This is a genomic window from Serratia sp. TSA_105.2, assembly GCF_052692115.1.
This window is the reverse complement of the sequence record NZ_JBQZFT010000001.1, coordinates 675,401-699,684: the sequence shown is the minus strand read 5'-3', so window position 1 is coordinate 699,684 and position 24,284 is coordinate 675,401. Positions and strand designations below refer to the sequence as shown.

At 58.9% G+C, this 24,284-nt stretch carries 23 protein-coding genes and 1 pseudogene; 15 read left to right on the top strand and 9 right to left on the bottom strand.

What is annotated here, in order from left to right:
- Positions 1-26 precede the first annotated feature (26 nt).
- The 4 genes and pseudogenes from ACUTSC_RS03100 to ACUTSC_RS03085 all read left to right on the top strand — a co-directional run bounded on the left by ACUTSC_RS03100 (position 27) and on the right by ACUTSC_RS03085 (position 5,845).
- On the top strand, positions 27-4,295 hold the full coding sequence (locus tag ACUTSC_RS03100) for an RHS repeat-associated core domain-containing protein (protein WP_445653064.1): 4,269 nt from the start codon (positions 27-29) through the stop codon (positions 4,293-4,295).
- Entirely contained in the window at positions 4,292-4,768 is a 477-nt protein-coding gene (locus ACUTSC_RS03095) for a hypothetical protein (RefSeq protein WP_445653063.1), read from the top strand. The genes ACUTSC_RS03100 and ACUTSC_RS03095 overlap by 4 nt, the downstream gene beginning before the upstream one ends.
- Before the next feature lie 63 nt (positions 4,769-4,831).
- Positions 4,832-5,488, top strand: a pseudogene (locus ACUTSC_RS03090) (RHS repeat-associated core domain-containing protein); the annotation flags it as partial.
- A 3-nt stretch (positions 5,489-5,491) separates the two neighbouring features.
- The gene (locus ACUTSC_RS03085; RefSeq protein ID WP_197773260.1) at positions 5,492-5,845 is read left to right on the top strand and encodes a hypothetical protein; all 354 of its coding nucleotides are present in this window, start codon (positions 5,492-5,494) and stop codon (positions 5,843-5,845) included.
- Between the two features lie 296 nt (positions 5,846-6,141).
- Here ACUTSC_RS03085 and ACUTSC_RS03080 read toward each other — a convergent pair whose 3' ends face one another.
- Both ACUTSC_RS03080 and ACUTSC_RS03075 read right to left on the bottom strand, forming a co-directional pair.
- A complete protein-coding gene (locus ACUTSC_RS03080; protein WP_197773259.1) occupies positions 6,142-7,038 on the bottom strand; it encodes a PhzF family phenazine biosynthesis isomerase in 897 nt (298 codons plus the stop codon).
- A 54-nt stretch (positions 7,039-7,092) separates the two neighbouring features.
- Positions 7,093-8,010: a DMT family transporter gene (locus tag ACUTSC_RS03075; protein WP_049199489.1), complete on the bottom strand. Its 918-nt coding sequence runs from the start codon at positions 8,008-8,010 to the stop codon at positions 7,093-7,095.
- Positions 8,011-8,191: 181 nt separating this feature from the next.
- On the opposite strand from ACUTSC_RS03075, the gene ACUTSC_RS03070 reads away from it, so the two are divergent.
- The 4 genes from ACUTSC_RS03070 (at position 8,192) to ACUTSC_RS03055 (ending at position 10,777) form a co-directional block, all read left to right on the top strand.
- Positions 8,192-9,061 carry a helix-turn-helix domain-containing protein gene (locus ACUTSC_RS03070; protein WP_197808495.1) on the top strand — a complete coding sequence of 290 codons (870 nt, stop codon included), beginning with the start codon at positions 8,192-8,194 and terminating at the stop codon, positions 9,059-9,061.
- Between the two features lie 17 nt (positions 9,062-9,078).
- Positions 9,079-9,513: a glyoxalase gene (locus ACUTSC_RS03065; protein WP_197658281.1), complete on the top strand. Its 435-nt coding sequence runs from the start codon at positions 9,079-9,081 to the stop codon at positions 9,511-9,513.
- Between the two features lie 310 nt (positions 9,514-9,823).
- The gene (locus ACUTSC_RS03060; protein WP_204275775.1) at positions 9,824-10,276 is read left to right on the top strand and encodes a MoaF-related domain-containing protein; all 453 of its coding nucleotides are present in this window, start codon (positions 9,824-9,826) and stop codon (positions 10,274-10,276) included.
- Positions 10,277-10,285: 9 nt separating this feature from the next.
- A complete protein-coding gene (locus tag ACUTSC_RS03055; RefSeq protein WP_047727596.1) occupies positions 10,286-10,777 on the top strand; it encodes a nuclear transport factor 2 family protein in 492 nt (163 codons plus the stop codon).
- Between the two features lie 171 nt (positions 10,778-10,948).
- On the opposite strand, the gene ACUTSC_RS03050 is transcribed toward ACUTSC_RS03055, so the two are convergent.
- Positions 10,949-12,148 carry a multidrug efflux MFS transporter gene (locus ACUTSC_RS03050; RefSeq protein WP_004940721.1) on the bottom strand — a complete coding sequence of 400 codons (1,200 nt, stop codon included), beginning with the start codon at positions 12,146-12,148 and terminating at the stop codon, positions 10,949-10,951.
- 251 nt (positions 12,149-12,399) lie between these two features.
- On the opposite strand from ACUTSC_RS03050, the gene ACUTSC_RS03045 reads away from it, so the two are divergent.
- Positions 12,400-12,849, top strand: a complete 450-nt coding sequence (locus tag ACUTSC_RS03045) for a MarR family winged helix-turn-helix transcriptional regulator (protein WP_038875187.1) — start codon at positions 12,400-12,402, stop codon at positions 12,847-12,849.
- Between the two features lie 37 nt (positions 12,850-12,886).
- Here the strand turns inward: ACUTSC_RS03045 and ACUTSC_RS03040 are convergent, their stop codons facing one another.
- Complete coding sequence (locus ACUTSC_RS03040) at positions 12,887-13,168, bottom strand: YjcB family protein (RefSeq protein WP_033634498.1); 282 nt, start codon at positions 13,166-13,168, stop codon at positions 12,887-12,889.
- A gap of 294 nt (positions 13,169-13,462) precedes the next feature.
- Between ACUTSC_RS03040 and mrdA the strand changes: the two genes are divergently transcribed.
- Together mrdA and ACUTSC_RS03030 are read left to right on the top strand one after the other, a co-directional pair.
- Positions 13,463-15,388, top strand: a complete 1,926-nt coding sequence (gene mrdA / locus ACUTSC_RS03035; protein WP_197767173.1) for a penicillin-binding protein 2 — start codon at positions 13,463-13,465, stop codon at positions 15,386-15,388.
- A 107-nt stretch (positions 15,389-15,495) separates the two neighbouring features.
- The gene (locus ACUTSC_RS03030) at positions 15,496-17,214 is read left to right on the top strand and encodes a penicillin-binding transpeptidase domain-containing protein (RefSeq protein ID WP_038875183.1); all 1,719 of its coding nucleotides are present in this window, start codon (positions 15,496-15,498) and stop codon (positions 17,212-17,214) included.
- 72 nt (positions 17,215-17,286) lie between these two features.
- Here the strand turns inward: ACUTSC_RS03030 and ACUTSC_RS03025 are convergent, their stop codons facing one another.
- From ACUTSC_RS03025 to ACUTSC_RS03015, 3 genes are all read right to left on the bottom strand, one after another.
- Complete coding sequence (locus ACUTSC_RS03025; protein WP_071605288.1) at positions 17,287-17,487, bottom strand: hypothetical protein; 201 nt, start codon at positions 17,485-17,487, stop codon at positions 17,287-17,289.
- A 229-nt stretch (positions 17,488-17,716) separates the two neighbouring features.
- On the bottom strand, positions 17,717-18,112 hold the full coding sequence (locus ACUTSC_RS03020; RefSeq protein WP_197767174.1) for an SRPBCC family protein: 396 nt from the start codon (positions 18,110-18,112) through the stop codon (positions 17,717-17,719).
- Positions 18,113-18,161: 49 nt separating this feature from the next.
- Complete coding sequence (locus tag ACUTSC_RS03015; protein WP_197767175.1) at positions 18,162-19,400, bottom strand: hypothetical protein; 1,239 nt, start codon at positions 19,398-19,400, stop codon at positions 18,162-18,164.
- 414 nt (positions 19,401-19,814) lie between these two features.
- Here ACUTSC_RS03015 and ACUTSC_RS03010 point away from each other — a divergent pair, with 414 nt between their 5' ends.
- Complete coding sequence (locus tag ACUTSC_RS03010) at positions 19,815-21,359, top strand: methyl-accepting chemotaxis protein (RefSeq protein WP_197767407.1); 1,545 nt, start codon at positions 19,815-19,817, stop codon at positions 21,357-21,359.
- A gap of 155 nt (positions 21,360-21,514) precedes the next feature.
- Here the strand turns inward: ACUTSC_RS03010 and osmB are convergent, their stop codons facing one another.
- Positions 21,515-21,727, bottom strand: coding sequence for an osmotically-inducible lipoprotein OsmB (gene osmB / locus ACUTSC_RS03005; RefSeq protein ID WP_044031272.1), 213 nt, complete (start codon positions 21,725-21,727; stop codon positions 21,515-21,517).
- A 231-nt stretch (positions 21,728-21,958) separates the two neighbouring features.
- Between osmB and ACUTSC_RS03000 the strand changes: the two genes are divergently transcribed.
- From ACUTSC_RS03000 to ACUTSC_RS02990, 3 genes are all read left to right on the top strand, one after another.
- Positions 21,959-22,354 (top strand): DUF427 domain-containing protein, encoded by a 396-nt coding sequence (locus ACUTSC_RS03000; protein WP_197767176.1) that lies wholly within the window; start codon positions 21,959-21,961, stop codon positions 22,352-22,354.
- A 131-nt stretch (positions 22,355-22,485) separates the two neighbouring features.
- Positions 22,486-22,956, top strand: a complete 471-nt coding sequence (locus tag ACUTSC_RS02995) for an Rrf2 family transcriptional regulator (RefSeq protein WP_048321542.1) — start codon at positions 22,486-22,488, stop codon at positions 22,954-22,956.
- A gap of 191 nt (positions 22,957-23,147) precedes the next feature.
- Entirely contained in the window at positions 23,148-23,282 is a 135-nt protein-coding gene (locus ACUTSC_RS02990; protein ID WP_033643027.1) for an AcrZ family multidrug efflux pump-associated protein, read from the top strand.
- A gap of 83 nt (positions 23,283-23,365) precedes the next feature.
- Here the strand turns inward: ACUTSC_RS02990 and ACUTSC_RS02985 are convergent, their stop codons facing one another.
- Positions 23,366-24,253, bottom strand: a complete 888-nt coding sequence (locus tag ACUTSC_RS02985) for a LysR substrate-binding domain-containing protein (RefSeq protein WP_197767177.1) — start codon at positions 24,251-24,253, stop codon at positions 23,366-23,368.
- Between the last annotated feature and the right edge of the window lie 31 nt (positions 24,254-24,284).

The window sequence follows — 24,284 nt, the reverse complement described above, 5'->3', positions numbered from 1 at the left end:
AACCCTTCACGTAAAAGGACCTTACGATGACCGAAGCGGCCCGCGTCGGCGATACCATCGGGCATTCCCATGCCCTGGCCGGCATGATTGCCGGCACCCTTGTCGGCGGCCTGATCGCCGCCGCAGGCGCGGTGGCGGCGGGTGCGCTGTTCGTCGCCGGCCTGGCGGCTTCCTGTATTGGCGTTGGCGTGTTGCTCATCGGCGCCAGCCTGGCGGTGGGGTATCTCACCGGGGAGGCGGCCACCGCGGCGCGCGACGGCATTGCCGACGCCGGTGCCGGTAGCCTGACCCCCAAAGGCAATATCGTCACCGGCTCCCCCAACGTCTTCATCAACGGCAAACCCGCCGCGCTCGCCACCAACAGCCAGGTGGCCTGCAGCGACGACGGCCCGAGCATGCAGATGGCGCAGGGTTCCGACAAGGTCAGCATCAACGGCCAGCCCGCCTCGCGCGTGGGGGACAAAACCAACTGCGACGCGCAGGTGATGGAAGGCTCGCCCAACGTGTTTATCGGCGGCGGCACCGTCACTACCTTGCCGATCAAGCCCGAAGTGCCGGATTGGTTGTACAAGGTCTCTGATCTGACGCTGCTGTTCGCCGGCCTGGTGGGCGGTGTGGGCGGCGCCGCCGGCAAGCTGGGGGCGCTCGGCAAACTGTTGGGCAAGCTGCCCGGCATCAACAAGCTGGCGCGCATCGCCTGCCGCGCCGGCACCCTGATGACCGCCACCGCGGCCGTCGGCATTATCGCCCGGCCGGTGGATATCGTCAGCGGCCAGAAATTCCTCGACGGCGAAGACGATCTCGATTTCGTGCTGCCTTCGCGCCTGCCGGTCGCCTGGCAGCGCTATTGGCGCAGCGGCAACCCCGGCGACGGCGTACTGGGCCGCGGCTGGAACCTGTTCTGGGAGAGCAGCCTGCAGCCGTATCAGGACGGCCTGGTGTGGCGCGCCCCTTCCGGCGACTTCGTCGCTTTCCCGCAGGTGCCGCGCGGCCACAAAACCTACTGCGAAGCCGAAAAATGCTGGCTGATGCACAACGACGACGGCAGCTGGCAGCTGTTTGACGTCGGCGAACAGATTTTCCACTACCCGCCGCTGGCGGGCGACCAGCCGAGCCGGCTCAGCATGATCACCGACGCCATCGGCAACGCCACCTCGCTGTTTTACGACGACGAGGGGTTGCTGAGCGAACTGGTGGACAGCGCCGGGCAGCGCCTGATGTGCCGCTATGCGCAGGGCCGCCTGCGCGAAGTGGCGCTGCAAACCGCCGAAGGCGAACGGACGCTGGCGCGCTACGGCTACGATGAGCAGGGCCAACTGACGACGGTGAGCAACCGCGCCGGTGAGGTAACGCGCCGTTTTGGCTGGCGCGACGGCCTGATGATCAGCCACCAGGACGCCGCCGGGCTGCTGAACGAATACCAATGGCAAGAGATCGACGGCGTGCCGCGCGTGACGGCCTACCGCAACAGCGCCGGGGAATCCCTGGAGTTCGGCTATGACTTCGCCGGCGGGCGCCGCAGCGCGGTGCGCGGCGACGGCAAGCGCGCGGAGTGGCGGCTGGATGACGACGACAACGTGGCGCAGTACACCGATTTCGACCAGCGCCGCTACGGTTTTATCTACCAACGCGGCGAGCTGTGCAGCGTGCTGCTGCCCGGCGGCGCGCAGCGCCAGAGCGAATGGGATCCTTACGGCCGCCTGCTGTCGGAGACCGATCCGCTCGGCCGCGTGACGCGCTATCAATATTCGCGCAACAGCGGCCGGCTGTTCGCCGTCGCGTACCCGGACGGCAGCAGCGAGGCGCAGCATTGGGACACGCTGGGGCGCCCGACGCGCTATGTCGATGCCCTGGGCAATGCCACGCTGTACCGCTATCCGGATGACGAAGAGAGCCTGCCCGCTAGTGTGATCGACGCGCTGGGCGGGGAGGTGAAGCTGGAGTGGGACGCCCGCGGCCAGCTGACGCGCTACACCGACTGTTCCGGCAGCGTCACGGCTTATACCTACGATGCGCTGGGGCAACTGACGGCACAGACCGATGCCGAAGGCCATCAGACCCATTACCGGTGGGATAACGGCGGCCGCCTGCACACCCTGATCCACCCGGATGGCGGCGAAGAGCGCTTTAACTGGAATGCGCACGGCCAGCTGGCAGAACATCAGGACGCGCTGGGCAGCCTGACCCGCTGGCAGTACAACGCCCTGGGGCTGCCGGTCAGCATCACCGATCGCATTAACCGCACCCGGTGCTATCACTACAGCCCGCAGGGCTGGCTGACGCGGCTGGAGAACGGCAACGGCGGCGAATACCGCTTCAGCTACGATGCGGTGGGCCGCGTGCTGGCCGAAGAGCGCCCGGACGACACCCGCCACTATTATCGCTACGGCGCAGCCGGGCTGCTGGAGGAGCACCGAGAGGTCGGCCTGCCTGGCAGCGCGGGTGAGCTGACGCAGCGCGAACAGCGCTTCCGCTTCGACGAGGCTGGGCAGCTGGTCTGGCGCGGCAACGCCAGCGCGGAATGGCATTACCGTTTCGACGCCATGGGGCGGCTGCGCGAGCTGAACCGCCTGCCGACGGCGAGCGGCGCGGCGCTGGGCATCGAGCCGGACAGCGTGCAGATGCACTATGACGCCGCCGGGCGGCTGCTCGGTGAGCAGGGCGTGAATGGCGAGCTGCAATACCAGTGGGATGCGCTGGCCAACCTGCAGGCGCTGACGCTGCCGCAGGGCGATCGCCTGCAGTGGCTGTATTACGGCTCCGGCCACGCCAGCGCCATCAAATTCAACCAGCAGGTGGTGAGCGAATTCACCCGCGATCGCCTGCACCGGGAAACCGGCCGCAGCCAGGGCGCGCTGCAGCAGCAGCGGCGTTACGACGCCATGGGGCGCCGCAGCTGGCAAAGCAGCGCCTTCGGCCACGACAAACTGACCCGGCCGGAAGACGGCGTGCTGTGGCGCGCTTATCGCTATACCGGCCGCGGCGAGCTGGCCGGAGTGAGCGACGCGCTGCGCGGCGAAGTGCACTACGGTTACGACGCCGAAGGCCGCCTGCTGCAACACCGCGAGCCCAATCAGGGCAAACCGGGCGCGCGGCTGGTGTACGATCTGGCGGATAACCTGCTGGGCGAGCGCAGCCCGCAGAGCGACATCGACGCGCACCTGCCGCTGGCGCCGATCGCCGATAACCGGCTGACGCACTGGCAAAAACTGTTTTACCGTTACGACGCCTGGGGCAACCTGATCAGCCGGCGCAACGGCCTGTACGAACAGCACTACCGCTACGACGCCGACAACCGGCTGGTGCAGGCGCACGGCCGCGGCCCGCAGGGCGAGTTCGAGGCGCAGTACCATTACGACGCGCTGGGGCGCCGCAGCCGCAAGGCGGTGCGCTACAAGGGCAAAACCGAACAGACGACCCGTTTCCTGTGGCAGGGTTACCGGTTGCTGCAGGAGCAGCGCGACGACGGCAGCCGCCGCAGCTGGAGCTACGATCCGGCCAGCCCGTGGAGCCCGCTGGCGGCGCTGGAGCAGGCGGGCGACAGCCGCTCGGCAGATATTTACTGGTATCACACCGATCTGAACAGCGCGCCGCTGGAAGTGACCGACGCGGCGGGCAACCTGTGCTGGTCCGGGCAATACGACACCTTCGGCAAGCTGCAGGGCCAGACAGTGGCCGGCGCGGCGAAGCGGCAGGGCGCGCAATATCAGCAGCCGCTGCGCTACGCCGGGCAATATCAGGACGACGAAAGCGGTCTGCACTACAACCTGTTCCGCTACTACGACCCCGAGGTGGGGCGTTTCACCACGCAGGATCCGATAGGGTTGCGCGGCGGGTTGAACCTGTATCAGTATGCGCCGAACCCGCTGATGTGGGTGGATCCGTTTGGGTTGAGTATTGAATGGGTTAATCCTTCGTCGTTAAATTATTCTCAAGCATATATATCTGATAACGTAACTGGATATATACATGATATGTCTAATAACAATTGGGATTGGAATCGAAGTGGACCATTGAATGTTGCCGAAGTGGATGGACAATTAGTATCTCTAGACAACCGCAGATTATATGCAGCACAAATGGCTAATGTAGAATCTGTACCGATTAAGAGAGTTAATTTATCTGAACCGTTACCACCACCAGCAACTGGAGGTACGTATGGGAGTAATCTCAATAAAAAACCGAACTCTAAACCTAAGAATTCTGATGTTCCTAGAGTCCAGTTGCCAGCAACAGGAACACCTAAAAAGCCAACAATTGTTAGCAAGAACAAAAAAACGGGGAGTTGCAAATGATAGCTAAAGAAATGCAGAGTAAGTGGGAAGACAATCAACTGATCGGATTAGATGTAATCATTAATGATGTAGGTGTCGTAAGAGAAATAGACATTGAATTCGAGATGAATTATAAATTTAAAGACACCTTTAATAAGGAATATAAAATTTCATTAGGTAATGAGACAACCTTGAATGCATTGATTGAACAGTATGACGAGGTGTGGTCAGAGATTCAAGTGAATAACAAGGTGCAACTTCCTGACGGTGATTTCTTGTTATGTGGTGAGGGTGAAATGGGCAATGAAGGGTTTATTGCACGTACAGATGGAATTAATAGATTGAAATGGTTTATGTACTCAACAACCTCTAACCCTTTTGTTAACGTTATAGAATCTGGCAAATGTGTATATTTTCAATCTACGCTGGGTTTCTATCTCTGCTTTGATATAACCAATAATAACATATCTATAAAAAATGAAAAAAGTTGGTGAGACTTTAAACGAAAGTGATTGGCGTGGATGAAAGTTTATTTCTATGAAGTGATGAGCTAAATCGGCAAGCTTCAGGGCCAGACGGTGGCCGGCGCGGCGAAGCGGCAGGGCGCGCAATATCAGCAGCCGCTGCGCTACGCCGGGCAATATCAGGACGACGAAAGCGGCCTGCACTACAACCTGTTCCGCTACTACGAACCCGAGGTGGGGCGTTTCACCACGCAGGATCCGATAGGGTTGCGCGGCGGGTTGAACCTGTATCAGTATGCGCCGAACCCGCTGATGTGGGTGAATCCGCTGGGGTTATCTGTAGAAGGAGTTTCACATGGCTTTAATAGTTTCGGCCAATTTAAACAATTCGGTGAAGCATTACAGGCAGGAATGAGTAAATTAGGATATTCCGGCGCAGTTTCATATATGCAAGGAAGCTCCGTATCTGGGGTAAGTTTCTCTAAAGGTCAACCATTTGATGTTGGCCGTGTTAGTGATTTTGATGTTGCTATTTCACACCCTGAGCTATATCAAAAGGCAGAGCAGCTGGGAATAGGAAAAGGAGGGCGCACTGGACCAATTGATATGGGGAGTGAAATGGCTGATACATTGCAAAAACTATCCAAAATGTCAGGAGGTAGACCTGTGAACGCAATGGTCTTTGAGTCTGCTGCTGAAGTTAAGGCTAAAGGAAAGGGAACTAAAATACCTGGTAAATGTGGTGGATAAATTATGAAAAAATTATTTTTTTTAAAATATGGTAGCGTTATATCAAAAGAAGAAGTAAGCAAATTATTGGACGATAAATGGGATATAACATGCTCTGAGCATGACAGCTCCTATTTTGGTGTTTACTTTGCATATGCTGGTCTTTATGCGGATAAGTTAACCATTACTGATAATTATACTCCTCACTCTAATGAGTGGTTAGAGGAAGATAACAAAGAGTTTAGTACGATAATTAAGGTGTCTTTCACTAATGGGAAGAATCCAGAAAAACTCAGCAGGTACAAGTTCTTGAAGAATACGTTTAATCAACTTGATGGATTATCGATCATAAGTGATGAGTGCATCGAAGAAGAGTGACCGACAAGCTGTCGAAAGGATCCTTTCTTTGGGGCTCTTTAGTGAGCAGCATTAAATATGAGATATAAGATCAAAGCTTGAAAAGGAGATATTAGGTTCTTTAAAAATAAAAAAAGGAAGAGTAAAAACATTAGATTGTTAGTTGCATCAAAGGCCGCCTGCTGCAACACCGCGAACCCAATCAGGGCAAACCGGGCGCGCGGCTGGTGTACGATCTGGCGGATAACCTGCTGGGCGAACGCAGCCCGCAGAGCGACATCGACGCGCACCTGCCGCTGGCGCCGAGCGCCGACAAACTAAATACCCAATGTGCCATCAATCAGGGTGCGGCAGTGCCCGCCGATCCAGGGTTCGCCGTCAATAAAACGCACGCTCACGCGGCCATCTCGATTCAGTTGGGTGCCCTGGCGCACCAGGTAGCCCTGTGCGGTCTGGCCGCCGTCGGGAAAGCGGTTGGCCTTCAATAAGCGCGCCAGGCAGGCGTTGGCGCTGCCGGTCACCGGATCTTCAATCAAAACACCGCATTCCACCATAAACGCCCGCATTTCGTAATCGGCCGGTTCGGCCGTGGGGCAGGCGCCATAAATCACCACGCCATCCACATCGCAAGCCGTTTGCAGCCGTTTAATCGTGGCCTGATCCGGCGTCGCCGCCAGGCAGGATTGTGCGTCCGGCAGGCGCACCATCAGCCAGCGAATGCCCATCTCGGCAATCACCGGCAGGGGACCTCCTTCAATCACCGCGGGCCGTAAAGCGGCCATCAGCCGTTCTGTTTCCTCAGCCGCCATTGGGCGAAACTCAACTTCGGGCGCGGCGAACGCCAATATGCCTTCCGGCTGGATATTGACCGCCACCAGGCCGACGCCGCATTCCTGCATCACCGTTCCAGGCCGTTTGGGCGTCAATCCGGCTTCCAGCAGGGCGTGGGCGGTGCCCAGCGTCGGGTGGCCGGCGAAGGGCAGCTCTTTTTCGGTGGTGAAAATGCGCACTTTATAATCCGCCGCCGGGTGCGTCGGTTTAAGCACAAAGGTGGTTTCCGAAAGGTTGGTCCAACGGGCCAATGCCAGCATCTGCGCGGTGCTCAGCCCCTCGGCCTCCAGTACCACCGCCACGGGGTTGCCCTGCAGCGGCGTATGGGTAAACACGTCCACCTGTTTGTAGGCGCGGGGTGTCACATCATCACTTCTGAGCATTGGCCATCATCCGTTATCAACAAAACCTGATGATAACGATATTCGCAAATGGCTTCAAAGGGTTGAGTTTTGTTTTGAGATACCCGCCCGTCGCCATTTCAGCCCCGGCTTGGCGAACATCACCAGGTTGCCCAGCAGGATCAGGCACAGGCCCAGCACGGCGTTGAAGTGCCACTGATAGCCTTCGTAGATCGTTGAGATGGTCAGCGCCACCAGCGGGAACAGCAGGGTGCTGTAGGCCGCCGCGCCGGCGCCGATGCGGCCGAGCAGGCTGAAGTAAGCGGCGAAGGCGATCACCGATCCGAAAATCGCTAGGTACAGCAGGGAGCCGATATAGCGGCTGCTGTGTTCCATCTGGAACGAGGCGCCCTGCGCCAAGGCGATCAGCGCCATCAACAGCGCGCCGTAGGTCATGGCGTAGGTGTTGGTGGAAAAGATATCCAGCCCGCGGCGCTGATGGCGCGTGCTGATCATGTTACCCAGCGAGAAGCCGTAGGTACCGAGCGCGCTCAGGCCGATGCCTTTGAGCAGCTCCGGCGCCATGCGGGTGGCGGCCAGATCTTGCCAAAACAGCGCCACGATGCCGGTCAACCCCAGCAGCGCCGCCGGCAGCAGGTTGGGGCTGGGGCGCTGGCGGAAAAACAGCAGGCTGTTGAGGGCGTTGAACAGTACCGCCATCGAGAAGATCACCGATTCCAGCCCGCTGCTAATGTAGGCCGCCGCGTGGTAGAAGCAGAAGAAGTTGAAGCCGAACACGCAGCAGCCCTGCAGCACGCAGAACAGATGATCGCGCGGAGCGAGGCGGCGCAGGCGGCGCGTTAGCAGCAGCACGGCGAACATCACCGCGGCGGAAATGGCGAAGCGGTAAGCGATCGATACGGGAATGGCCACCGGCCCTTCCTGTTGCAGGGTGATCGCAATCCAGGTGGTGCCCCAAATCAGCACCACGGCGAGGTACAACAGCGCATTCATTCTATTTGTTACTCCGAAAAAACCGATGGCGCAGTATCCGCTTTGGCGCGCGGCGGCGCTTGCAGCGCTTTGCGCTCAGTTGCATATTCTTGCGCTTTTTTTGCCAAAAGCGCGGGGCGGCGGCTGGTATGCGGCGGCGCCACTCTTTACACTGTCGGCATGTCGAACAACGGGGCCGGCGATGTCCAACTATCAGGCGTTTGAAACACTGCGTGAGCACAAGGCGCGGCTGCACGGCAGCGTGCTGCTGGGCACCGGCGTGGAGCTGGCCGCCTGGTCCAACTGCAACGATCGCGTCACGCAGGAAAGCGCCGACCACCATACCCTGAGCCTGTACGTCGCCGACGGCTATGAGTGCTACCAGCAGGTGCCGGGCGGCTGGCGCAACGGCGGCGGGCCGGATCGGTTCTGCATCATGCCGCGCCAATACGCCTCCACCTGGGATGTGCGCAGCGATTTGTCGTTCGTGCACCTGTATTGCACCGACGGGCATCTGCGGCAGCTGGCGGAGCAGACCTGGGATCGCAGCCCGGCGGCGATCAACGTGGAGCCGCGCAGCTTCGGCGAAGATCCGCAGATCACGCTGCTGTATCGCCAGTTTTTGCTCAACTGCGACTGGCGGGACAGCGCCAATCTGCTGGCGCTCAGCAGCGCGTCTAACCTGCTGATGTCGCATCTGATCCAGCGTTACAGCCAGCTGCAGTGGAAGCTGCCGCAGGCGCGCGGCGGCCTGGCGCCTGCGGTGGCCAGGCGGGTGCGGGAATATATCGAAAACCACCTTGAACGGCCTTTGCTGTTGGCGGATCTGGCGGCGCAGGCCGGGTTGAGCGAATACCATTTCGCCCGCATGTTCAAGCACGCCACCGGCCTGGCGCCGCACCAGTTCGTGATGCGCGCCCGGCTGCAGCGGGCGGAACAGCTGTTGCGGCATAGCCAACAGCCGATCACCGAGATCGCGCTGGCGTGCGGCTTCAGTTCCGCCAGCCATTTCAGCAACCGCTTCAAGGCGGCCTATGGATTTGCTCCGCTGCAGGTGCGGCTGGGGCGCTAACCGAAAGGGGGTGCAGCATGGATCAACAGTTTGCCGGGCTGGGCGTGTTGTTTGTCGCCGGATTCGGGCCCATCACGCGTGAGAACGACGAGAGCAAGGCGTTTTATGTCGAGGCGCTGGGGCTGCCGCTCAAGCCGATGCCGGGCAACGAAACCTATCTGCTGTCGGAGCAAGGCGCGCTGGACGGGGTGAAGCATTTCGCCCTGTGGCCGCTGGCGCAGGCGGCGCAGTCCTGCTTTGGCGACGATCGCTGGCCGGCGGATCTCGCGGTGCCGCAGGCGTGGATCGAGTTCGACGTGGCCGACATGGCGGCCGCCACCCAGGGGCTGGTCGATCGCGGTTATCGGCTGTTGGTCGCCAACCGCGAAGAGCCGTGGGGGCAGAGCGTTACCCGTTTGCTCAGCCCGGAAGGGTTGCTGGTCGGCGTCACCTATACGCCCTGGCTGCGGTAAACGCCACGCCGTTCGCCGCCGCCTGCCGGCGGTGAGCGGCTTAAGAACAAATACGCATTAGCTTAAAGCGGTCTGCGCTATAGACCCATCAAATCCCCGAGTGGTTTCCCTTCCTGTAAGCAGAAATTCCGTTCATTGCGTAAAAACCAATGGCCAGAACGCGCTATTGCCATGCCATTTTACGGCGATTTTCCCCCGTCTTTTTTTGCCGCCAGGTGCCTGATGGGAATAGAGATTATTCTTATATTTCCGCCAACCCTTAAGAAATAATAATGATTCTCGTTTTCAACCACGGAAAGGAGAAGGAACGATGAAAACAGTGAAGCGAACGGGCATCGCGCTGGCGATAGCCCTGACTTTCCCCCTCGCATTGCCCGCCGCTACGGCGGCGCAACCCTCCCTGACAAACAGTAAGGCGGCGACGATGACGGAAAAACACGGGCAGTTCATTGCGGTCGGTAAAGTGGTGCAGGTGACCTTCGGCGATTTCGCCTTCAAGCTGGATTTTACCGATGACAAGACCATGACCTTCACCGGCATCGGCGAGGCGTCGCAGGGCATCACCGATACGGTGCAGTACACCGCAGTGGAGATTCGGCCGAAGGTTTACATGGTTTATTGGCACGAACCGCAGTCCGGCGACAACGTGACGCATATCGAGGACTTTGAGCGCGGCGAGGTGTACACCAACATCGCCGCCAAGGACGGCAGCTTCACCCATCTGAAAGGGCAGCTGAAAATCGTAGGTCACTCAGGAAAATAAGGAGCAGTTATGAAAAAGGCATTGATCACCTGTGCGATCGTCGGCGGCTTGCTGGCGAGTTACCCGGCGCTGTCAACGGATCAGGCGGCGTCTTACAAATCGGCCGGCAAAGGCGGTTATCATCATGCCCAGCAGAAGCTGAAGGTGGTGGAAGATCTGTACGCTGGCTTCTTCAACCGCCATGACATCGGCGTGGCGCAGAGGCTGATTGTGGAAAACTACAAGCAGCATAACCCGTTCGTCGGCGACGGCATCAAGCCGTTCCTGGATTTCTTCAGCCAGACCTTTAAGGACAATCCGCAGTACAGCGCCAAAATATACCGCAGCGCGGTCAACGGCGATCTGGTCTACGTTCACGTCAAATACCAAAATAACCCGCAGGATCGCGGCACCGCCAGCGTGGATATTTATCGGGTGAACGATCAGGGGAAAATCACCGAGCATTGGGACGTCAATCAGGATGTGCCGGAAAAATCGGCTAACGACAATACCATGTTCTGATCCGCAAGGGCCGCTGCGGCGGCCCTCAACACGCCCGCAACACTTTATTTACTTACATAAATATTAAATGACCGCCGCGTCGAGTAGGCTACGGCCGCCTTTGGCAGTGGTGGCACGGTTGATGGGCGTCATTGTCCCACCACTGCTTGAGGCGTTTCCCCGCATTCCCCGTTATCCCGCGCGTTGATTCTCCACTTTTTTGAACTGATGGCGCAGCTGCAGCGCATTGCAAAGCACCAACACCGCCGTCACCGCGAACACCCAGCGGAACCCCATCATCGCCGAAATGCCCGAACCCAGCAGCGGACCAACCACGTTGCCCAGATACATAAAGGACTGGTTGTAACCGAAGATGCGCCCGGTCACCTGATCGGAGGAATACTTCAGCAGCAGCGCCTGCACCGCCGGCATTAGCGCGCCGTCGGCGAAGCCGAGCAGGAAACGCAGAATGCCCAGCTGCAGCGGCGTATTGACCCAGGCCATCACGGCGAAAAGGCCGGTGGTGAACAGCAGCGCGGCGATCAGGATGCGCGCGGTGCCGATGCGATCGCCGAGGCGCCCGAGGCGCGGTGCCGAGATCAGCGCCGCAATGCCGGGCACGGCGGCGATCATGCCGCTGACAAAGGCGATATTGCTGACGTCGCCGGACAGCTCGCGGATGAACAGCGTCAGGATCGGGCTGATGGACGAGTTGGCCAGCTGAATCATCAGGGTACAAACGAACAGGGTGACGATCAGCGTCGGATAGGGCAGCGAACGGAATACCGCCTTGCCGCTCAGCTGATCCGCTTTTTTCACCGTGATGCGCCGCTCTTTAATCAGGAACAGCGTCACCAGGAAGCTGACGAACATCAGCCCGGCGGTGACGAAAAATACCACCCGCAGCCCCAGATGATCGGCCATCAGCCCGCCCAAGAGCGGCCCGGCGATCACGCCGGAGATCTGCCCGGTAGAGAGCGTGCCCAGCGCCCAGCCGCTTTTATCGCGCGGCGCCTGCGAGGCGACCAGCGCCATGGCGTTGGGAATATAGCCGGACGTCAGCCCCATCAGGGCGCGCAGCGCGAACAGCTGCCAGACGTTGGTGGCCAGCCCCTGCAGCGCGATGACAATCGCCATGCCCAGCGAGGCGCGCAGCAGCATCAGCTTGCGGCCTTTGCGGTCGGCCAGGCTGCCCCACAGCGGTGAGACTACCGCCGAGACCAAAAAGGTGCCGCTGAACACCAGCCCGGACCACAGGCTGAGGGATTGGTGATCGCTGACGCCGAGCTGTTCGACGTACAGCGGCAGAAAAGGGAGGATTTGGCTCATCGCCAGCCCGGTGAAGAAACACCCGAGCCAGACCGAGATCAGATTGACTTTCCACGCTTCCATCGGCTTACCGTACCACGTTGAATAAGGAGGGATTTATTAAGCAAAATAATAATAACACTGCAAATTAATCGGCGAGGGGCAAATGCGTGAGCAAACGTAACCCTGCCGATGCAGTGTCTTTTTTGCTATATATTAATAGCTATATTATCATAGGTAACTAGGTTAAGCCAGAGCGGCGCGGTAGCCAGGAAGGGTACCGCGCGATCCGGCGGTGTGAAAGCAGGGATAAACTGAACGCTAGATTTATGCCAATGAAAAAAGATCATCCTGAAGACGTGACGCTGCTGCGCACGCAATTAATGTCGCTGGTGCGCCGTTTACGGCGCGAATCGCGCAGCGACGAAAAATCCTGGGCTCAACTGATGCTGTTGGGGGCTATCGATCGCCACGGCGGCGAGGCGACGCCGTCGCTGCTGGCGGAATCGGAGCGCATGCGCTCCTCTAACCTGGCGGCCGCCTTGCGTGAGCTGGAGGCCGATGGCTTGCTGGTGCGCACGCCGGACGCCGAAGACAAACGCCGGGTGCGGGTGCGCCTGACGCCCGCCGGGCTGGGCCTGCTGCAGCAAAGCCGCAGCCGGCGCGAGGCGTGGCTGCTGGCGGCGATGGAGAGCTGTTTAACGGAACGAGAGCAGGCGCTGTTGATTGAGGCGGGGGCCTTGATGGCGCGGCTGGCGGCGGCGCCGTCAACGGAAACGGAATAATCGGCGGGGCGGCCGGTGCGCCGCCCCTGCGGCGAGATTACGGCATCGGCCAATCGACCGGCATGGTGCTGACCACGTCCACGTAGCGATCCCAGGCCGAAGACCAGAATTGGGTGAAGGCTTCCAGGGTCAGGTGGATGCCCATCAGGCCCATCACGAACCAGCAGGCGGTAAACAGGCCCAGGCTGCTGAACATGAACGCCATGCCGTTGCGGCTGGTCTTACGGCAAACGACGTTTAACTGGCTGGCGAAGAACATCATCACGGCGCTCAGCAACTCCCAGCGCATCATGACTAAACCGGTGGCAATGGTACTCATCGAACTCGATCCTATGTAACAAAAAGCCGCATCCGGCAGGGCGCCGACAGGGAAATGCGGGGGAATATCGGGAATAGTGTGATTAAGATCACATTGTAGCATTGGGGCGAACGGCGGCTCAATGGGAAGCGCGGTGAAAAAAACGCCGACGGTAACATTCCAATATGCTGAAACAGTTATGCCATTTCATTAGCAACCTTTTCATGGGGCGGTGCGCCCGATAACGCTATGCTTGCCGGCTTTTCAGTTCCCTGATTTTGCGGGGAAATGTGACGCAAAAGGTAACGGCACCGCATGGCCCTGTTAAAAGAAAAGATTCGCGACCACTCTGCGGAAGAAAGGCTGTTTATCCGCCGGGCAGGCGTAGCGCTGGCGCTGGTGGTGGTTTGTTTCGGCGCGCTGATCGTCAATCTCTACCGGCTACAAATCCGCCAGCACGGCTTTTACCAGACGCGCTCCAATCAGAACGACATCAAGATGCTGCCGATCGCCCCCAGCCGCGGGCTGATCTTCGATCGCAACGGCACCCCGCTAGTGCGAAACGTGACACTGTATCGTATCGAGGTCACACCCAGCAAAATCAGCGACATGGCGGCGCTGCTGCAGGCGCTGATGCCGATCGTCGACCTGACGCCGGAGGACATCAGCGCGTTTCGCGACGACATGCACCACAACAGCCGCTACAAACCGGTGACGCTCAAAGCCGGGCTGAGCGACACCGAAGTGGCGCGCTTTGCCGTCAATCAATACCGTTTCGACGGGGTGACGATCGATACCTATCAACAGCGTGAATATCCCTACGGCGCCCAGTTGGCGCATGTGCTGGGCTATGTGTCGAAGATCAACGACAGCGATCTTAAACGCCTGGACAAGGCCGGGCTGAGCGAGAACTATGCCGCCGACCGCAACATCGGCAAACAGGGCATCGAGGCCTATTACGAGTCCGAACTGCACGGCACCACCGGCTATCAGGAGGTGGAGGTGGATAACCACGGGCGGGTGATCCGCCTGCTGAAGGAGCAGCCGCCGAAGGCCGGCAAGAACATCTACCTGACGCTGGATTTACCGCTGCAGCAGTACATCGAATCGGTGCTGAAGGGGCAGCGCGCCGCGGTGGTGGTGGAAGATCCGCGCGACGGCGGCATCCTGGCGATGGTCTCCAGCCCCAGCTACGATCCCAATCCCTTCGTCAAAGGCATCGGCTATCAGGCCTATAAGGCGCTGCTGACCAACCCGGATTTGCCGCTGATCAACCGCGTCACTCAGGGCTTGTACCCGCCGGCGTCGACGGTGAAGCCCTACATGGCCGTTTCGGCGCTGTTCGCCGGGGTGATCACACCCACCACCACCTTTTTCGGCGCGCCGACCTGGACGCTGCCCGGCACCGAACGCCGCTACCGCGACTGGCTGAAAACCGGCCACGGCATGCTCAACGTCACCAAAGCGATCGAGGAATCCGCCGACACCTTCTTTTATCAGGTGGCGTATGAGATGGGTATCGACCGTATCCACCACTGGCTGAGCCAGTTCGGTTACGGCCAGTCCACCGGCATCGATCTGAACGAAGAGTACCGCGGCGTGCTGCCGAGCCGCGACTGGAAGCTGAAGGTGCACAAAAAGGGCTGGTATCAGGGGGATACGGTTTCGGTGGGCATCGGCCAGGGGTATTGGGTGGCGACGCCGATCCAGATGGTAAAAGCGCTGACCACGCTGATCAACAACGGCCAGGTGAAAACGCCGCACCTGCTGTATTCGTTGCAGCAGGGCAACCGGGTGACGCGCTACCAGCCGCCGGCGCAAGCGGCGCAGATCGGCGATCCCCACTCGCCTTACTGGGGCATCGTGCGTAACGGCATGTACGGCATGGCCAACTTGCCGAACGGCACCGGTTACAAGCTGTTCCACACCGCGCCGTATCAGATCGCCGCCAAATCCGGCACCTCGCAGGTGTTTAGCCTGAAGCAAAACCAGACCTACAACGCCAAAATGATCCCGGTGCGGCTGCGCGATCACATCTTCTATACGCTGTTCGCGCCTTACAAAACCCCCCGGGTGGCGATGGCGCTGATCCTGGAAAACGGCGGCGGCGACGGCGTGGTGGCGGGGCCGACCGCCCGCGCGATACTCGACCACATTTTTGACCCGGCCAACGCGCCGCAGCCCGGCGATCCGGCGCAAAGTAAACCGCAGTTAAACGACAGTGCGGATGTGCAGCGGTGATGCGGTTTGTTTTTACTTTCTTACAAACTGCAATCTCCTGACCATTTCGGGCAAGGTAGACTGAAATAACACCATAAACCGAATAAAAACGCAGGGTTAACACAACAGTGGCGCCATCGACCAAAAAAAGCGGTAAAACCTATTCCACAGTTCGTTTCGGCTGGATTTGCGCCGGCATGCTGGTCTGTTTTTTTCTGTTGGCGTTCAGGGTCGGCTATCTGCAGCTGCTGGAGCACCAGCAGCTGGCGGATCAAGCTGACCAGCGCTCTATCCGTACCCAGGTGGTGCCGACCAACCGCGCCATGATCACCGATCGCAACGATGAGGCGCTGGCGGTCAGCGTGTCGTCCAAAGACATCGTGCTGGATCCGAAACACATTCTCGATACCCAGACCGACACCGGCAACGAGCGCTGGCAGAGCATGGCCAACGTGCTGAAGATCCCGCTGGCGGACGTGCAGCATCTGATCCAGAGCAACGCGCATAAACGTTTCGTCTATCTGGCGCGCAAGGTGGAGGACGACAACGCCGCCTACATCAGCAAACTGCATCTGACCGGCGTCAGCACCGAGCAGGATTTCAGCCGCTTTTATCCGATGGGCCAGGACGCCGCCGGGCTGATCGGTATCGTCGGCCAGGACAATCAGGGGCTGGAGGGCATCGAGCTGGGCTTCAACCCGCTGTTGCAGGGCAAAAACGGCCTGCGGGTCTATCAGAAGGACGGCAGCGGCGCGGTGATCGGCGTGCTAAAAAGCGTGGATCCGGTGCCGCCGCCGAACGTGACGCTCAGCATCGACAAATTTATCCAGTATGTGCTCTATGCGCAGATCCGCGACGGCGTGGTGGCCAACCAGGCCGACTCCGGCTGTGCGGTGCTGGTCAAGATCGACACCGGCGAGATCCTCGGCATGGCCAGCTACCCGTCGTTCAACCCGAACAACTATGGCAGCACCCCGGCGAAAGACATACGCAATGTGTGCAGCAGCGACAGCTTCGAGCCGGGCTCGACGGTGAAACCGGTGGTGGTGATGGTGGGGCTGGAGCATAAGCTGATCCGGCCGGATACGGTGCTGGACACCACGCCGTATCGGGTGAACGGTCACCTGATCAAAGACGTCGGCCACTGGTCGAAGTTGACCATCACCGGCGTGCTGCAAAAATCGAGCGACATCGCGGTATCGCACATTGCGCTGGCGCTGCCGGCCACGGTGCTGCCGGCGGTCTACCGCAGCTTTGGCCTGGGGCGGCCGACCGAGCTTGGCATCGGCAACGAGAGCAGCGGCTATCTGCCGCAGCATCGTGAACGCTGGGCCGATATCGAACGCGCTACCTTCTCCTTCGGCTATGGGCTGCGCGTGACGCCGCTGCAGATGGCGCGCGAGTATGCCGCTATCGGTTCCTTCGGCATTTATCGGCCGCTGTCGATCACCAAGGTGACGCCGCCGGTGATGGGGCAACGTATTCTACCGGCGGATACGGTACGATCGGTGGTGCATATGATGGAGAGCGACGCCTTGCCGGGTGGCAGCGGGGTGAGCGCCGCGGTGCCGGGCTATCGGCTGGCGATCAAAACCGGTACCGCCGAGAAAATGGGCCCGAGCGGCAAATACGACGGCGGCTACATCAACTACACCGCCGGCGTGGCGCCGGCCAGCGATCCGCAGGTGGCGCTGGTGGTGATGGTCAACAACCCGAAAGCCGGCAAGCACTTCGGCGGTTCGGTGGCCGGGCCGGTGTTCGGCAAGATCATGGCCCAGGTGCTGGAGCACATGAATATTCTGCCGGATGCCCAGCCGCTTAACGTGGTGTCGTCGGTCAAGGGGTAATGATTTAAGCAGGTAATATTGGGCCAGAGAATCTCTGACCCAATATTTAATACAACGAGTCTGACTTACGCGTTATTTCCCTTGGGTTGCCCACCATTTCGCTACGCAAGCATTGGGTGCCTGAATAGTTTTACCTTCTTTGGTGATATAAGGTACCGGTGAGTAGATTCTTGAGCAGTAGCCTGCCGGGCGTTCGGTAGCATTAACGGTGAGAGGGAGGCTAACGGTGGTGGCTAAAATCGCTGTGAGCAGCATCAGATTTGATAACTTCATCATTCTTCCTTAATTAATGAAAATAGAGTTCCATGCTTGCCGTTACACGACGAGCGCTAATGAGAGTATTAATTTGTTGGTATAACGTCTACGGCAGATTTCATTATGGATACGCCCTGATTCATTGATTAATATTTATATTGCATATTTATATCAACATCTAAAAACAACATTTATTTTCCCGAACGCAATTGCTGTCTTTCATTGAAATAAATGTTCCAACAAGCGGTTAGCTGGACTCAAGGTAATGCTTCAGCGCCTGCAGATCGGCGTTCACCAGCTCGGCGTCGCGGGCGAACAGCGCATCGTCCATGTCCGGCTGGCGGAACAGGGTGAAGATCACCTCGGTGCCGTGCCGGTTGGCGAACGCGCGCAGCGGCACGTAGACCACACCGCCGTCCGGCAGCGTCACCCAATGATCCAGTACGCCGAAGGTATTCGGCGCGCTGAAGCGAATGCGGATCCGCCCCTGTGGGGTGTCCGCCACCCAGTCTTCATTTTCCCGTCGCAAGCTGTTGGCTAACCCTTTGGCCCACAAGGGGAAGTTTTCCGGCTGGCTGAGAAAGGCGTACACCTCGTCACAGGGGCGGTTGATGGCAACATGCAGCGTTTGTGCGCTCAGCATCGTGGCTTCTCCGGTTGGCGGCGATACTTCAGTGTAGATCCCGCCGCGCTTAGAAGTAGTAACCGATGTTCACGTTGGTGCGAAAATACCATTTATTGCTGCCGGGGGACTGGGTGCCGGTCCAGCCGGTGGCGTTTTCCACGCCGCCCCACGGGTTGGCGTTCTGCGCCCAGGTCAGATCCACCCACAGCATCACCGGCATAGCGAACACTTGTACCCCCAGCGTGTTCATTTTAGAGTCGGAGCCGCCGTGCCTGTCCTTCCAGAGCACGCTGTAATCGTTGTAGAACCGCAGCTTTTTCACCGGCCCCCAGGGCACGTCGACGTCGCGCGCCAGGTTGATGGCGGCGGTGGTGGCCTGCGACGGGATCAGATAGGCCGGCGTCAGGCCGTTGCCCCCCATCAGGATCACCGAATTGTTGGCCCCGTCCGGGCCTTTGGCGTTGTAACCGTAGCGGATCACCTGGCCGGACAGATGCCAGGGATCGTAATTCACCAGCGTATGTAAACCCGCCGCCCAGAAGCTGCCGTTATCGCCGGTCGCCTGGTTATAGAGCCGCGAGGCCGCCAGCGAACCGCCGAGCTCATTGTTCCAGCCGCCCTGATGGAAAGCGCGCGTCAGCCGCAGGTTTACCTGATCGCGTTTTTCGTTGCGCTGCAGGTGCTGTGACGCATAGTTGGTGTTCTTCAGATCGTCGTAGCTGGCGACGTCGGGGGCGTAACGCACGCCGGTCGGCATCATGCGCGGGTAGTAGGCGGCGTCGAAGGCCCAATCGTCATGCTGGTATTGGTATTTGGCGCCCAGCCCGGTGTTGACGCCAAAGCCGAGGTAAAACGGAATGCCGTACGACCAGCCGAACTGCGGGTAGGGCATCAGGCCGAACGGTTTGAACGGCGCGCCGAGCTGCACTGCGGAGCGCTCAGACAGGTGGTAGCCGACATAGGCGCGGTCGATGGCGTATTTGCGCCGATCCTGAAACCAGAATCCGCTATCGAAAAACGCGTCGTTTACCTGGCCGGCGGCATCGATGCGAAAGGCATCAAAGCGTAAATGCGGAGGATTCCGATAATTGCTGCTGTGCCAGTCTTCATAGCGATAATTGGCGCGCAGCGCGCCGCCGATATCAATACTCTTTTTATTGTCCTCGCTTTGCCAATGAATATGCGGAAATGCCGGGCGGCTTTTTTTTACCGGCGTTGCGGTGGCGACAGCATCGTTGGGCAATGCGACGGTAGCCGCATAACTCACTGGTGAGAAAAGAAAAAAACACAGCGTGATCTTGCGCATGCCTGGCCCCTGAAGAAAGTAGACTGTTTATTAAGGCGAGCGAGTTTCACCTGTGAACAGGGTGTCTACGCTCATCGGTTTTATATTTGAGACGATTTTATTGGGCGTCTCATATATTAAATTCAGCGTCGGTTAATATATGAAACTTTGTTTCTTTTTTAATGGGAAAACTATAAATCCGGTATTAAACAAGTCAAGAAATAAAAATGAGAGTTGCCGAGCAATACCGATTATTGGGTTGTTTTGGTCGGCGGGGGCGGCACAGAGCAGGCTGAAATATTAGTGTCATCAATGCCCGTTAGACTCGCGGCATCCTGGTATTACTGAATAAAAATCATGAACATAAAACTGACACTGGGCCGCAGGGTAAAATCTGCGGCGGCGCTGCCGCGCGCGTTTGGCTTCGGCAAGAGCATGGGCTTATTAAGCGGCGTAATTTGCGTTATCGCGCTATTTTCTCTGCTGCAACTGTTTTCCACCGTATTTATTTCTAATATTCTGCGCGACGCCAAGGCTAACCTGGTGGCGGGCGACGGCTTGCATCGCCAGCAGGCGACGATGGATCGCGCCAGACTGTCACTGCTGACGGCCAGCGACAGTCTGAACCGTGCAGGCATCTATTACCTGCAGGACAAAGCCACCGGCTCCGACGGCAGTTGGCACAGCCTGCTGGATGAGTCGTTGGCGGCGCTGCAGGCTTCAGAGCAGGCCTTCGCCCAGTTCGAGCGCCTGAGCGCGGAGGCGCCCGAGGCGGCGGGCGCCCTGAAAGACAGCTACCGCCTGTTCTATGACGGCCTGAAAGAGCAGGCGCAAGGGTTGCAGGGCAGCAGCATCGATGCGTTTTTCGCCGTGCCGATCCAGGCATTTCAGGCGGATTTCAACGAAAAGTATCTCGCTTATCAGGCGCTGAACGAACGGCGTGGCGATGATGTCAACGTGCGGCAATTGGCGGCGCTGGAGCAAGCCAGGACCTTTGCGCTCGGTGCGCTGGCCGCGCTGGCGCTGATCGCCGTGGGGGTGTGGGTCGGCGTCTCTCGCTGGGTGATCGCACCGCTGCGGCGGGCAATCGCGCACCTCAACGTGCTGGCCGCCGGCGATCTTTCGCGGCCGCTGCCGCCTGAGCGGGCATTCAACCGCGAGATGCAACAGCTGCAGACCAGCATTGGCCACATGCAGGGCGGCCTGCAGCGCCTGGTCAGCGAGGTGCGCGATGCGGCGAGCGGGATCCTGAACGGCGTCGGGCGGCTGGCGGACGGCAATCGACAGTTGACGGCGCAGTCGGCGAAGCAGAACGGTGAATTGCAGTTGGCGACCGAGCACGTGCAGCAGCTGGCGGCGCGGGTGGAGGAAAACGGCCAATACGCGCAGCAGGCCAGCCAACGAACCGAACAGGCCCGGCAGTGCGCCGGCGCCGGTGAGCAGATGATGGAAACCGTCAATGTTTCGATGCAAGGGATCGTCAACCAATCGGCCGAAATGCGCGGCATCGTCGCACTGATCGACAGCGTGGCGTTCCAGACCAATATTCTGGCGCTGAATGCGGCAATCGAGGCGGCGCACGCCGGCGTTCATGGCCGCGGCTTTGCCATCGTGGCCAAAGAGGTGGGGCTGTTGGCGCAAAAGAGCAGCCATTCGACGCGCGATATTCAGCAGTTGATCAACCGTTCGCTGCAGCAAATCGATCAAGGTTCGCAGGCGGTGGATCTACTGACGGGCAACCTGCGCCAGATTATCGATCTGGTGAACAAATGCAGTGCGCTGATGGGGGACATTTCCCTGGCATCGCTCAATCAGGGGGAGAGCATTCAGGACGTGACGGCGCGCATCTCGGCGCTGAATCAGGTGGCACGGCAAACCGGCACGGTGGTGAACGCGGTGACCGAGGCTTCGCAGCTGTTGCAGGGCGAGTCGGAACGGTTAGAAAAAGCGATGGCGCGTTTCAGGCTGCCGGCGCAATAAATACTTCCGATGCAGGTTAATGAATAATAAAGCTGCGCTTAACGTTATTTATTATTTTCGTGCCCTGAGAAAGTTCAGCGGTTAAATAAAAGTGCAGGCCGACGCTTATGGATTAAAAAAGCATCGGCCTGCAGAGATTATTTTTGACGGGATGATTAACGGCTGGTCTGGTGGCCGATAATGCCGCCGAGCGCTGCGCCGCCAAGGGTGCCCAGCGTGCTGCCGTCGGTCAGCACCGCGCCGCCGACGGCGCCCACGCCCGCGCCGATCGCCGTGTTGCGATCGCGATTGGACATATGCCCACATGCGGTAACGGAAAGCGTTGCCATCACCACCACCAACACACCTGTGGCACGTTTAATATTCATAATGAGTTCCTGGTAAATTGACTGATTAATGGATTAAAAATAATCCGATTAACCTGCCGGTAGAAGTTGGAATGAATGTATTCCTCCGTAAGAAAATCGAACAGGTAAAAATTCTTAATTTTGCGGCGGTGAAAAGCGATTGCTCGCCGAATGTGCGGCTGCCGATAAAATCGTGGGTCTATACTGGAAAGACGCCTCGCGGGGTGCGGGGCGCACACTCTGGAGGCCGCCATGTCCGATCTCGTTTCCGCATCCGGCAAACCGGTGAAAATCCCCGGCGCGGACCACCCAATCACCTTGACCCGCCATCCGGCGCGGGTTGTCGTGCGTGCAGCCGGTCAGACCCTGGCCGACAGCCGCAACGTGCTCATCCTGCAGGAAGCCACCTATCCGCCGGTGTTTTACTTTCCGCGTGAGGATGTGAATCTGGCGCTGTTGCAGAAAAACGAGCACGTCAGCTACTGCCCTTATAAGGGCGACTGCAGTTATTTCTCCCTTGTGCTTAACGGCGAGCAGGCGGCCAATGTGGCCTGGAGTTATGAAATGCCCTACAACGCCGTGGTGGCAATCAAGGATCATCTGGCATTTTATCCCGATAAAGTGACGGAGATCCGCACCGAAGCGTGAGCCGCAGCGGCCATCGGGCGGGGGCAGGTTGACATTCTCATTGTCCCTACTCATTATGTGTATTACCGGGAATTGATACGCTTTTCTTATGTTTTAATCCGACATAAACGAAACTCTGAGCAGGTGCCAAGGTGTCTACCTCTACGCGATTTGCCGTTGCCATCCACATTCTGACCAACATCACGCTGTGTCGCGGCCAGACGGTGCGTTCCGAAGATATCGCGCGCAGCGTCAACACCAACCCGACGGTGGTGCGGCGCATCCTCGGCGCGCTGGCGGAGGCCGGGCTGACCTATTCACAGATGGGGCAAGGCGGCGGGGCGCTGCTGGCGCGGCCGGCGGAAGCGATCTCGCTGCTGGACGTGTATCGCGCGGTAGAGGATCAACCGTATTTCATGCTGCACCGTACCCGGCCTAACGATGCGTGCTATATCGGCCACGCCATTACCCCGGTGCTGGAGCAAGAGTTCGCGCGCGTCGGTCACGCGCTGGAAGCCAGCCTGGCGCAAACCAGCATCGCCGAAATGGCCGGGCAGGTCGAGCGGCGCGCAGGCTATCCTTTTGTCCCTTGTTCACCGCAATATCAAGCGGATACGCAATAAAAACCACGCCAATTCCCGCTACGCGCAGAGCATTTTTTGCATTGCTTTAATGTAATTGTGTAAGTTACATTAGCTCGCATCAGTGTGATGTAGCTCACGTTTTAGACTGCCTCCCCACGATACTCAACCGATTGGTCGGAAACCTTTTCTTCCGGCGCAGATTCGCTGTGCTTATAAACCAGGAGAGAACGATGTTAGAAATGATTGAAAGCTTGGCCACCGTGGTGGTCCTGGTGCCGGTAATGGTAGCCGTCTTGCTCGGCGCGATTTACGGCCTGGGTGAAGTGTTCAACGTCTTTTCCGCTATTGGCCGCAAAAACGGCTGATGGCACGCCAGGGGGCGGTTCTCGTCCTCCGGCTCCCCCCGAATTATCCTGCACCCTCCTTGCTTCATAGCGTAAATACCCCCCTAATCCCGAAAAAGCCGGGCGCTCAGCGTATCGATGAACACCCTGAGTTTCGGCGTCAGATGCTTGCTGGAAGGCCACAGAACTTTAAAGCTGCCGCTGTGGTGACTATGCTCGCGCAATATCTGCTGCAATCGCCCCTGTTCCCGTGCGCGCTTCACGGCAAAATCCGGCAAACAGGCAATGCCCTGGCCGCTTTCCGCCAGGTAAATCAGGGTATCGACGGTGTTGCAGACCAGCCGGGTGTTGATCCCCTCGGCGAGCAGCTTTTCCCATCCGGCGATCGGCCAGGGTTCCACTTTGCCGGTCGAGGGAAATTTGTACAGCAGGCAGGTATGGCCTTGCAGTTCCGCTGGTTGATGCGGGATCCCCATCTGGCGCAAATAATCCGGCGAGGCCACCAACTGCAGATGAAACATGCCCAGCTGGCGGCTCATCAGTCGTGAGTCCTCGGTCTCGCCGACGCGAACTACGGCATCAAAGCCTTCTTCGATGACATCGACCCGGCGGTCGGAAAAATCGGTTTCCAGCTCAATCTCCGGGTAACGCCGGACAAATTCCGCCAGCACCGGATTCAACAGGCCGCCCACCAGCGGCAAACTGACACGCAGCTTGCCGCGCGGCGCGCTGTGCGTATCGCTGATTTCCTGTTCCGCCGCCGCCAATTCTCCGAGAATACGCTGGCAGCGGTGCAGAAACAGCCGGCCTTCGGCGGTCAGCGTCATGCTGCGCGTGCTGCGGTGGAACAGGCGTGCACTCAGCCGGTTTTCCAGGCGGGCGATGCTTTTCCCCACCGCGGAAGCGGAAATGCCGAGCACGCGGCCGGCCTCAACGAAGCTCAGCGTCTCGGCGGCCTGCACAAAGACGCTCACCCCAGACAGATTATCCATTGCTTACCCCATTGCGGACGTGAATGTCCGC

Bases quoted from the DNA above. Each gene is read 5' to 3' on its own strand.
- ACUTSC_RS03100 (WP_445653064.1), top strand. From the start codon at position 27: ATGACCGAAGCGGCCCGCGTCGGCGATACCATCGGGCATTCCCATGCC.
- ACUTSC_RS03095 (WP_445653063.1), top strand. From the start codon at position 4,292: ATGATAGCTAAAGAAATGCAGAGTAAGTGGGAAGACAATCAACTGATC.
- ACUTSC_RS03085 (WP_197773260.1), top strand. From the start codon at position 5,492: ATGAAAAAATTATTTTTTTTAAAATATGGTAGCGTTATATCAAAAGAA.
- ACUTSC_RS03080 (WP_197773259.1), bottom strand. From the start codon at position 7,038: ATGCTCAGAAGTGATGATGTGACACCCCGCGCCTACAAACAGGTGGAC.
- ACUTSC_RS03075 (WP_049199489.1), bottom strand. From the start codon at position 8,010: ATGAATGCGCTGTTGTACCTCGCCGTGGTGCTGATTTGGGGCACCACC.
- ACUTSC_RS03070 (WP_197808495.1), top strand. From the start codon at position 8,192: ATGTCCAACTATCAGGCGTTTGAAACACTGCGTGAGCACAAGGCGCGG.
- ACUTSC_RS03065 (WP_197658281.1), top strand. From the start codon at position 9,079: ATGGATCAACAGTTTGCCGGGCTGGGCGTGTTGTTTGTCGCCGGATTC.
- ACUTSC_RS03060 (WP_204275775.1), top strand. From the start codon at position 9,824: ATGAAAACAGTGAAGCGAACGGGCATCGCGCTGGCGATAGCCCTGACT.
- ACUTSC_RS03055 (WP_047727596.1), top strand. From the start codon at position 10,286: ATGAAAAAGGCATTGATCACCTGTGCGATCGTCGGCGGCTTGCTGGCG.
- ACUTSC_RS03050 (WP_004940721.1), bottom strand. From the start codon at position 12,148: ATGGAAGCGTGGAAAGTCAATCTGATCTCGGTCTGGCTCGGGTGTTTC.
- ACUTSC_RS03045 (WP_038875187.1), top strand. From the start codon at position 12,400: ATGAAAAAAGATCATCCTGAAGACGTGACGCTGCTGCGCACGCAATTA.
- ACUTSC_RS03040 (WP_033634498.1), bottom strand. From the start codon at position 13,168: ATGAGTACCATTGCCACCGGTTTAGTCATGATGCGCTGGGAGTTGCTG.
- mrdA (WP_197767173.1), top strand. From the start codon at position 13,463: ATGGCCCTGTTAAAAGAAAAGATTCGCGACCACTCTGCGGAAGAAAGG.
- ACUTSC_RS03025 (WP_071605288.1), bottom strand. From the start codon at position 17,487: ATGAAGTTATCAAATCTGATGCTGCTCACAGCGATTTTAGCCACCACC.
- ACUTSC_RS03020 (WP_197767174.1), bottom strand. From the start codon at position 18,112: ATGCTGAGCGCACAAACGCTGCATGTTGCCATCAACCGCCCCTGTGAC.
- ACUTSC_RS03015 (WP_197767175.1), bottom strand. From the start codon at position 19,400: ATGCGCAAGATCACGCTGTGTTTTTTTCTTTTCTCACCAGTGAGTTAT.
- ACUTSC_RS03010 (WP_197767407.1), top strand. From the start codon at position 19,815: ATGGGCTTATTAAGCGGCGTAATTTGCGTTATCGCGCTATTTTCTCTG.
- osmB (WP_044031272.1), bottom strand. From the start codon at position 21,727: ATGAATATTAAACGTGCCACAGGTGTGTTGGTGGTGGTGATGGCAACG.
- ACUTSC_RS03000 (WP_197767176.1), top strand. From the start codon at position 21,959: ATGTCCGATCTCGTTTCCGCATCCGGCAAACCGGTGAAAATCCCCGGC.
- ACUTSC_RS02990 (WP_033643027.1), top strand. From the start codon at position 23,148: ATGTTAGAAATGATTGAAAGCTTGGCCACCGTGGTGGTCCTGGTGCCG.
- ACUTSC_RS02985 (WP_197767177.1), bottom strand. From the start codon at position 24,253: ATGGATAATCTGTCTGGGGTGAGCGTCTTTGTGCAGGCCGCCGAGACG.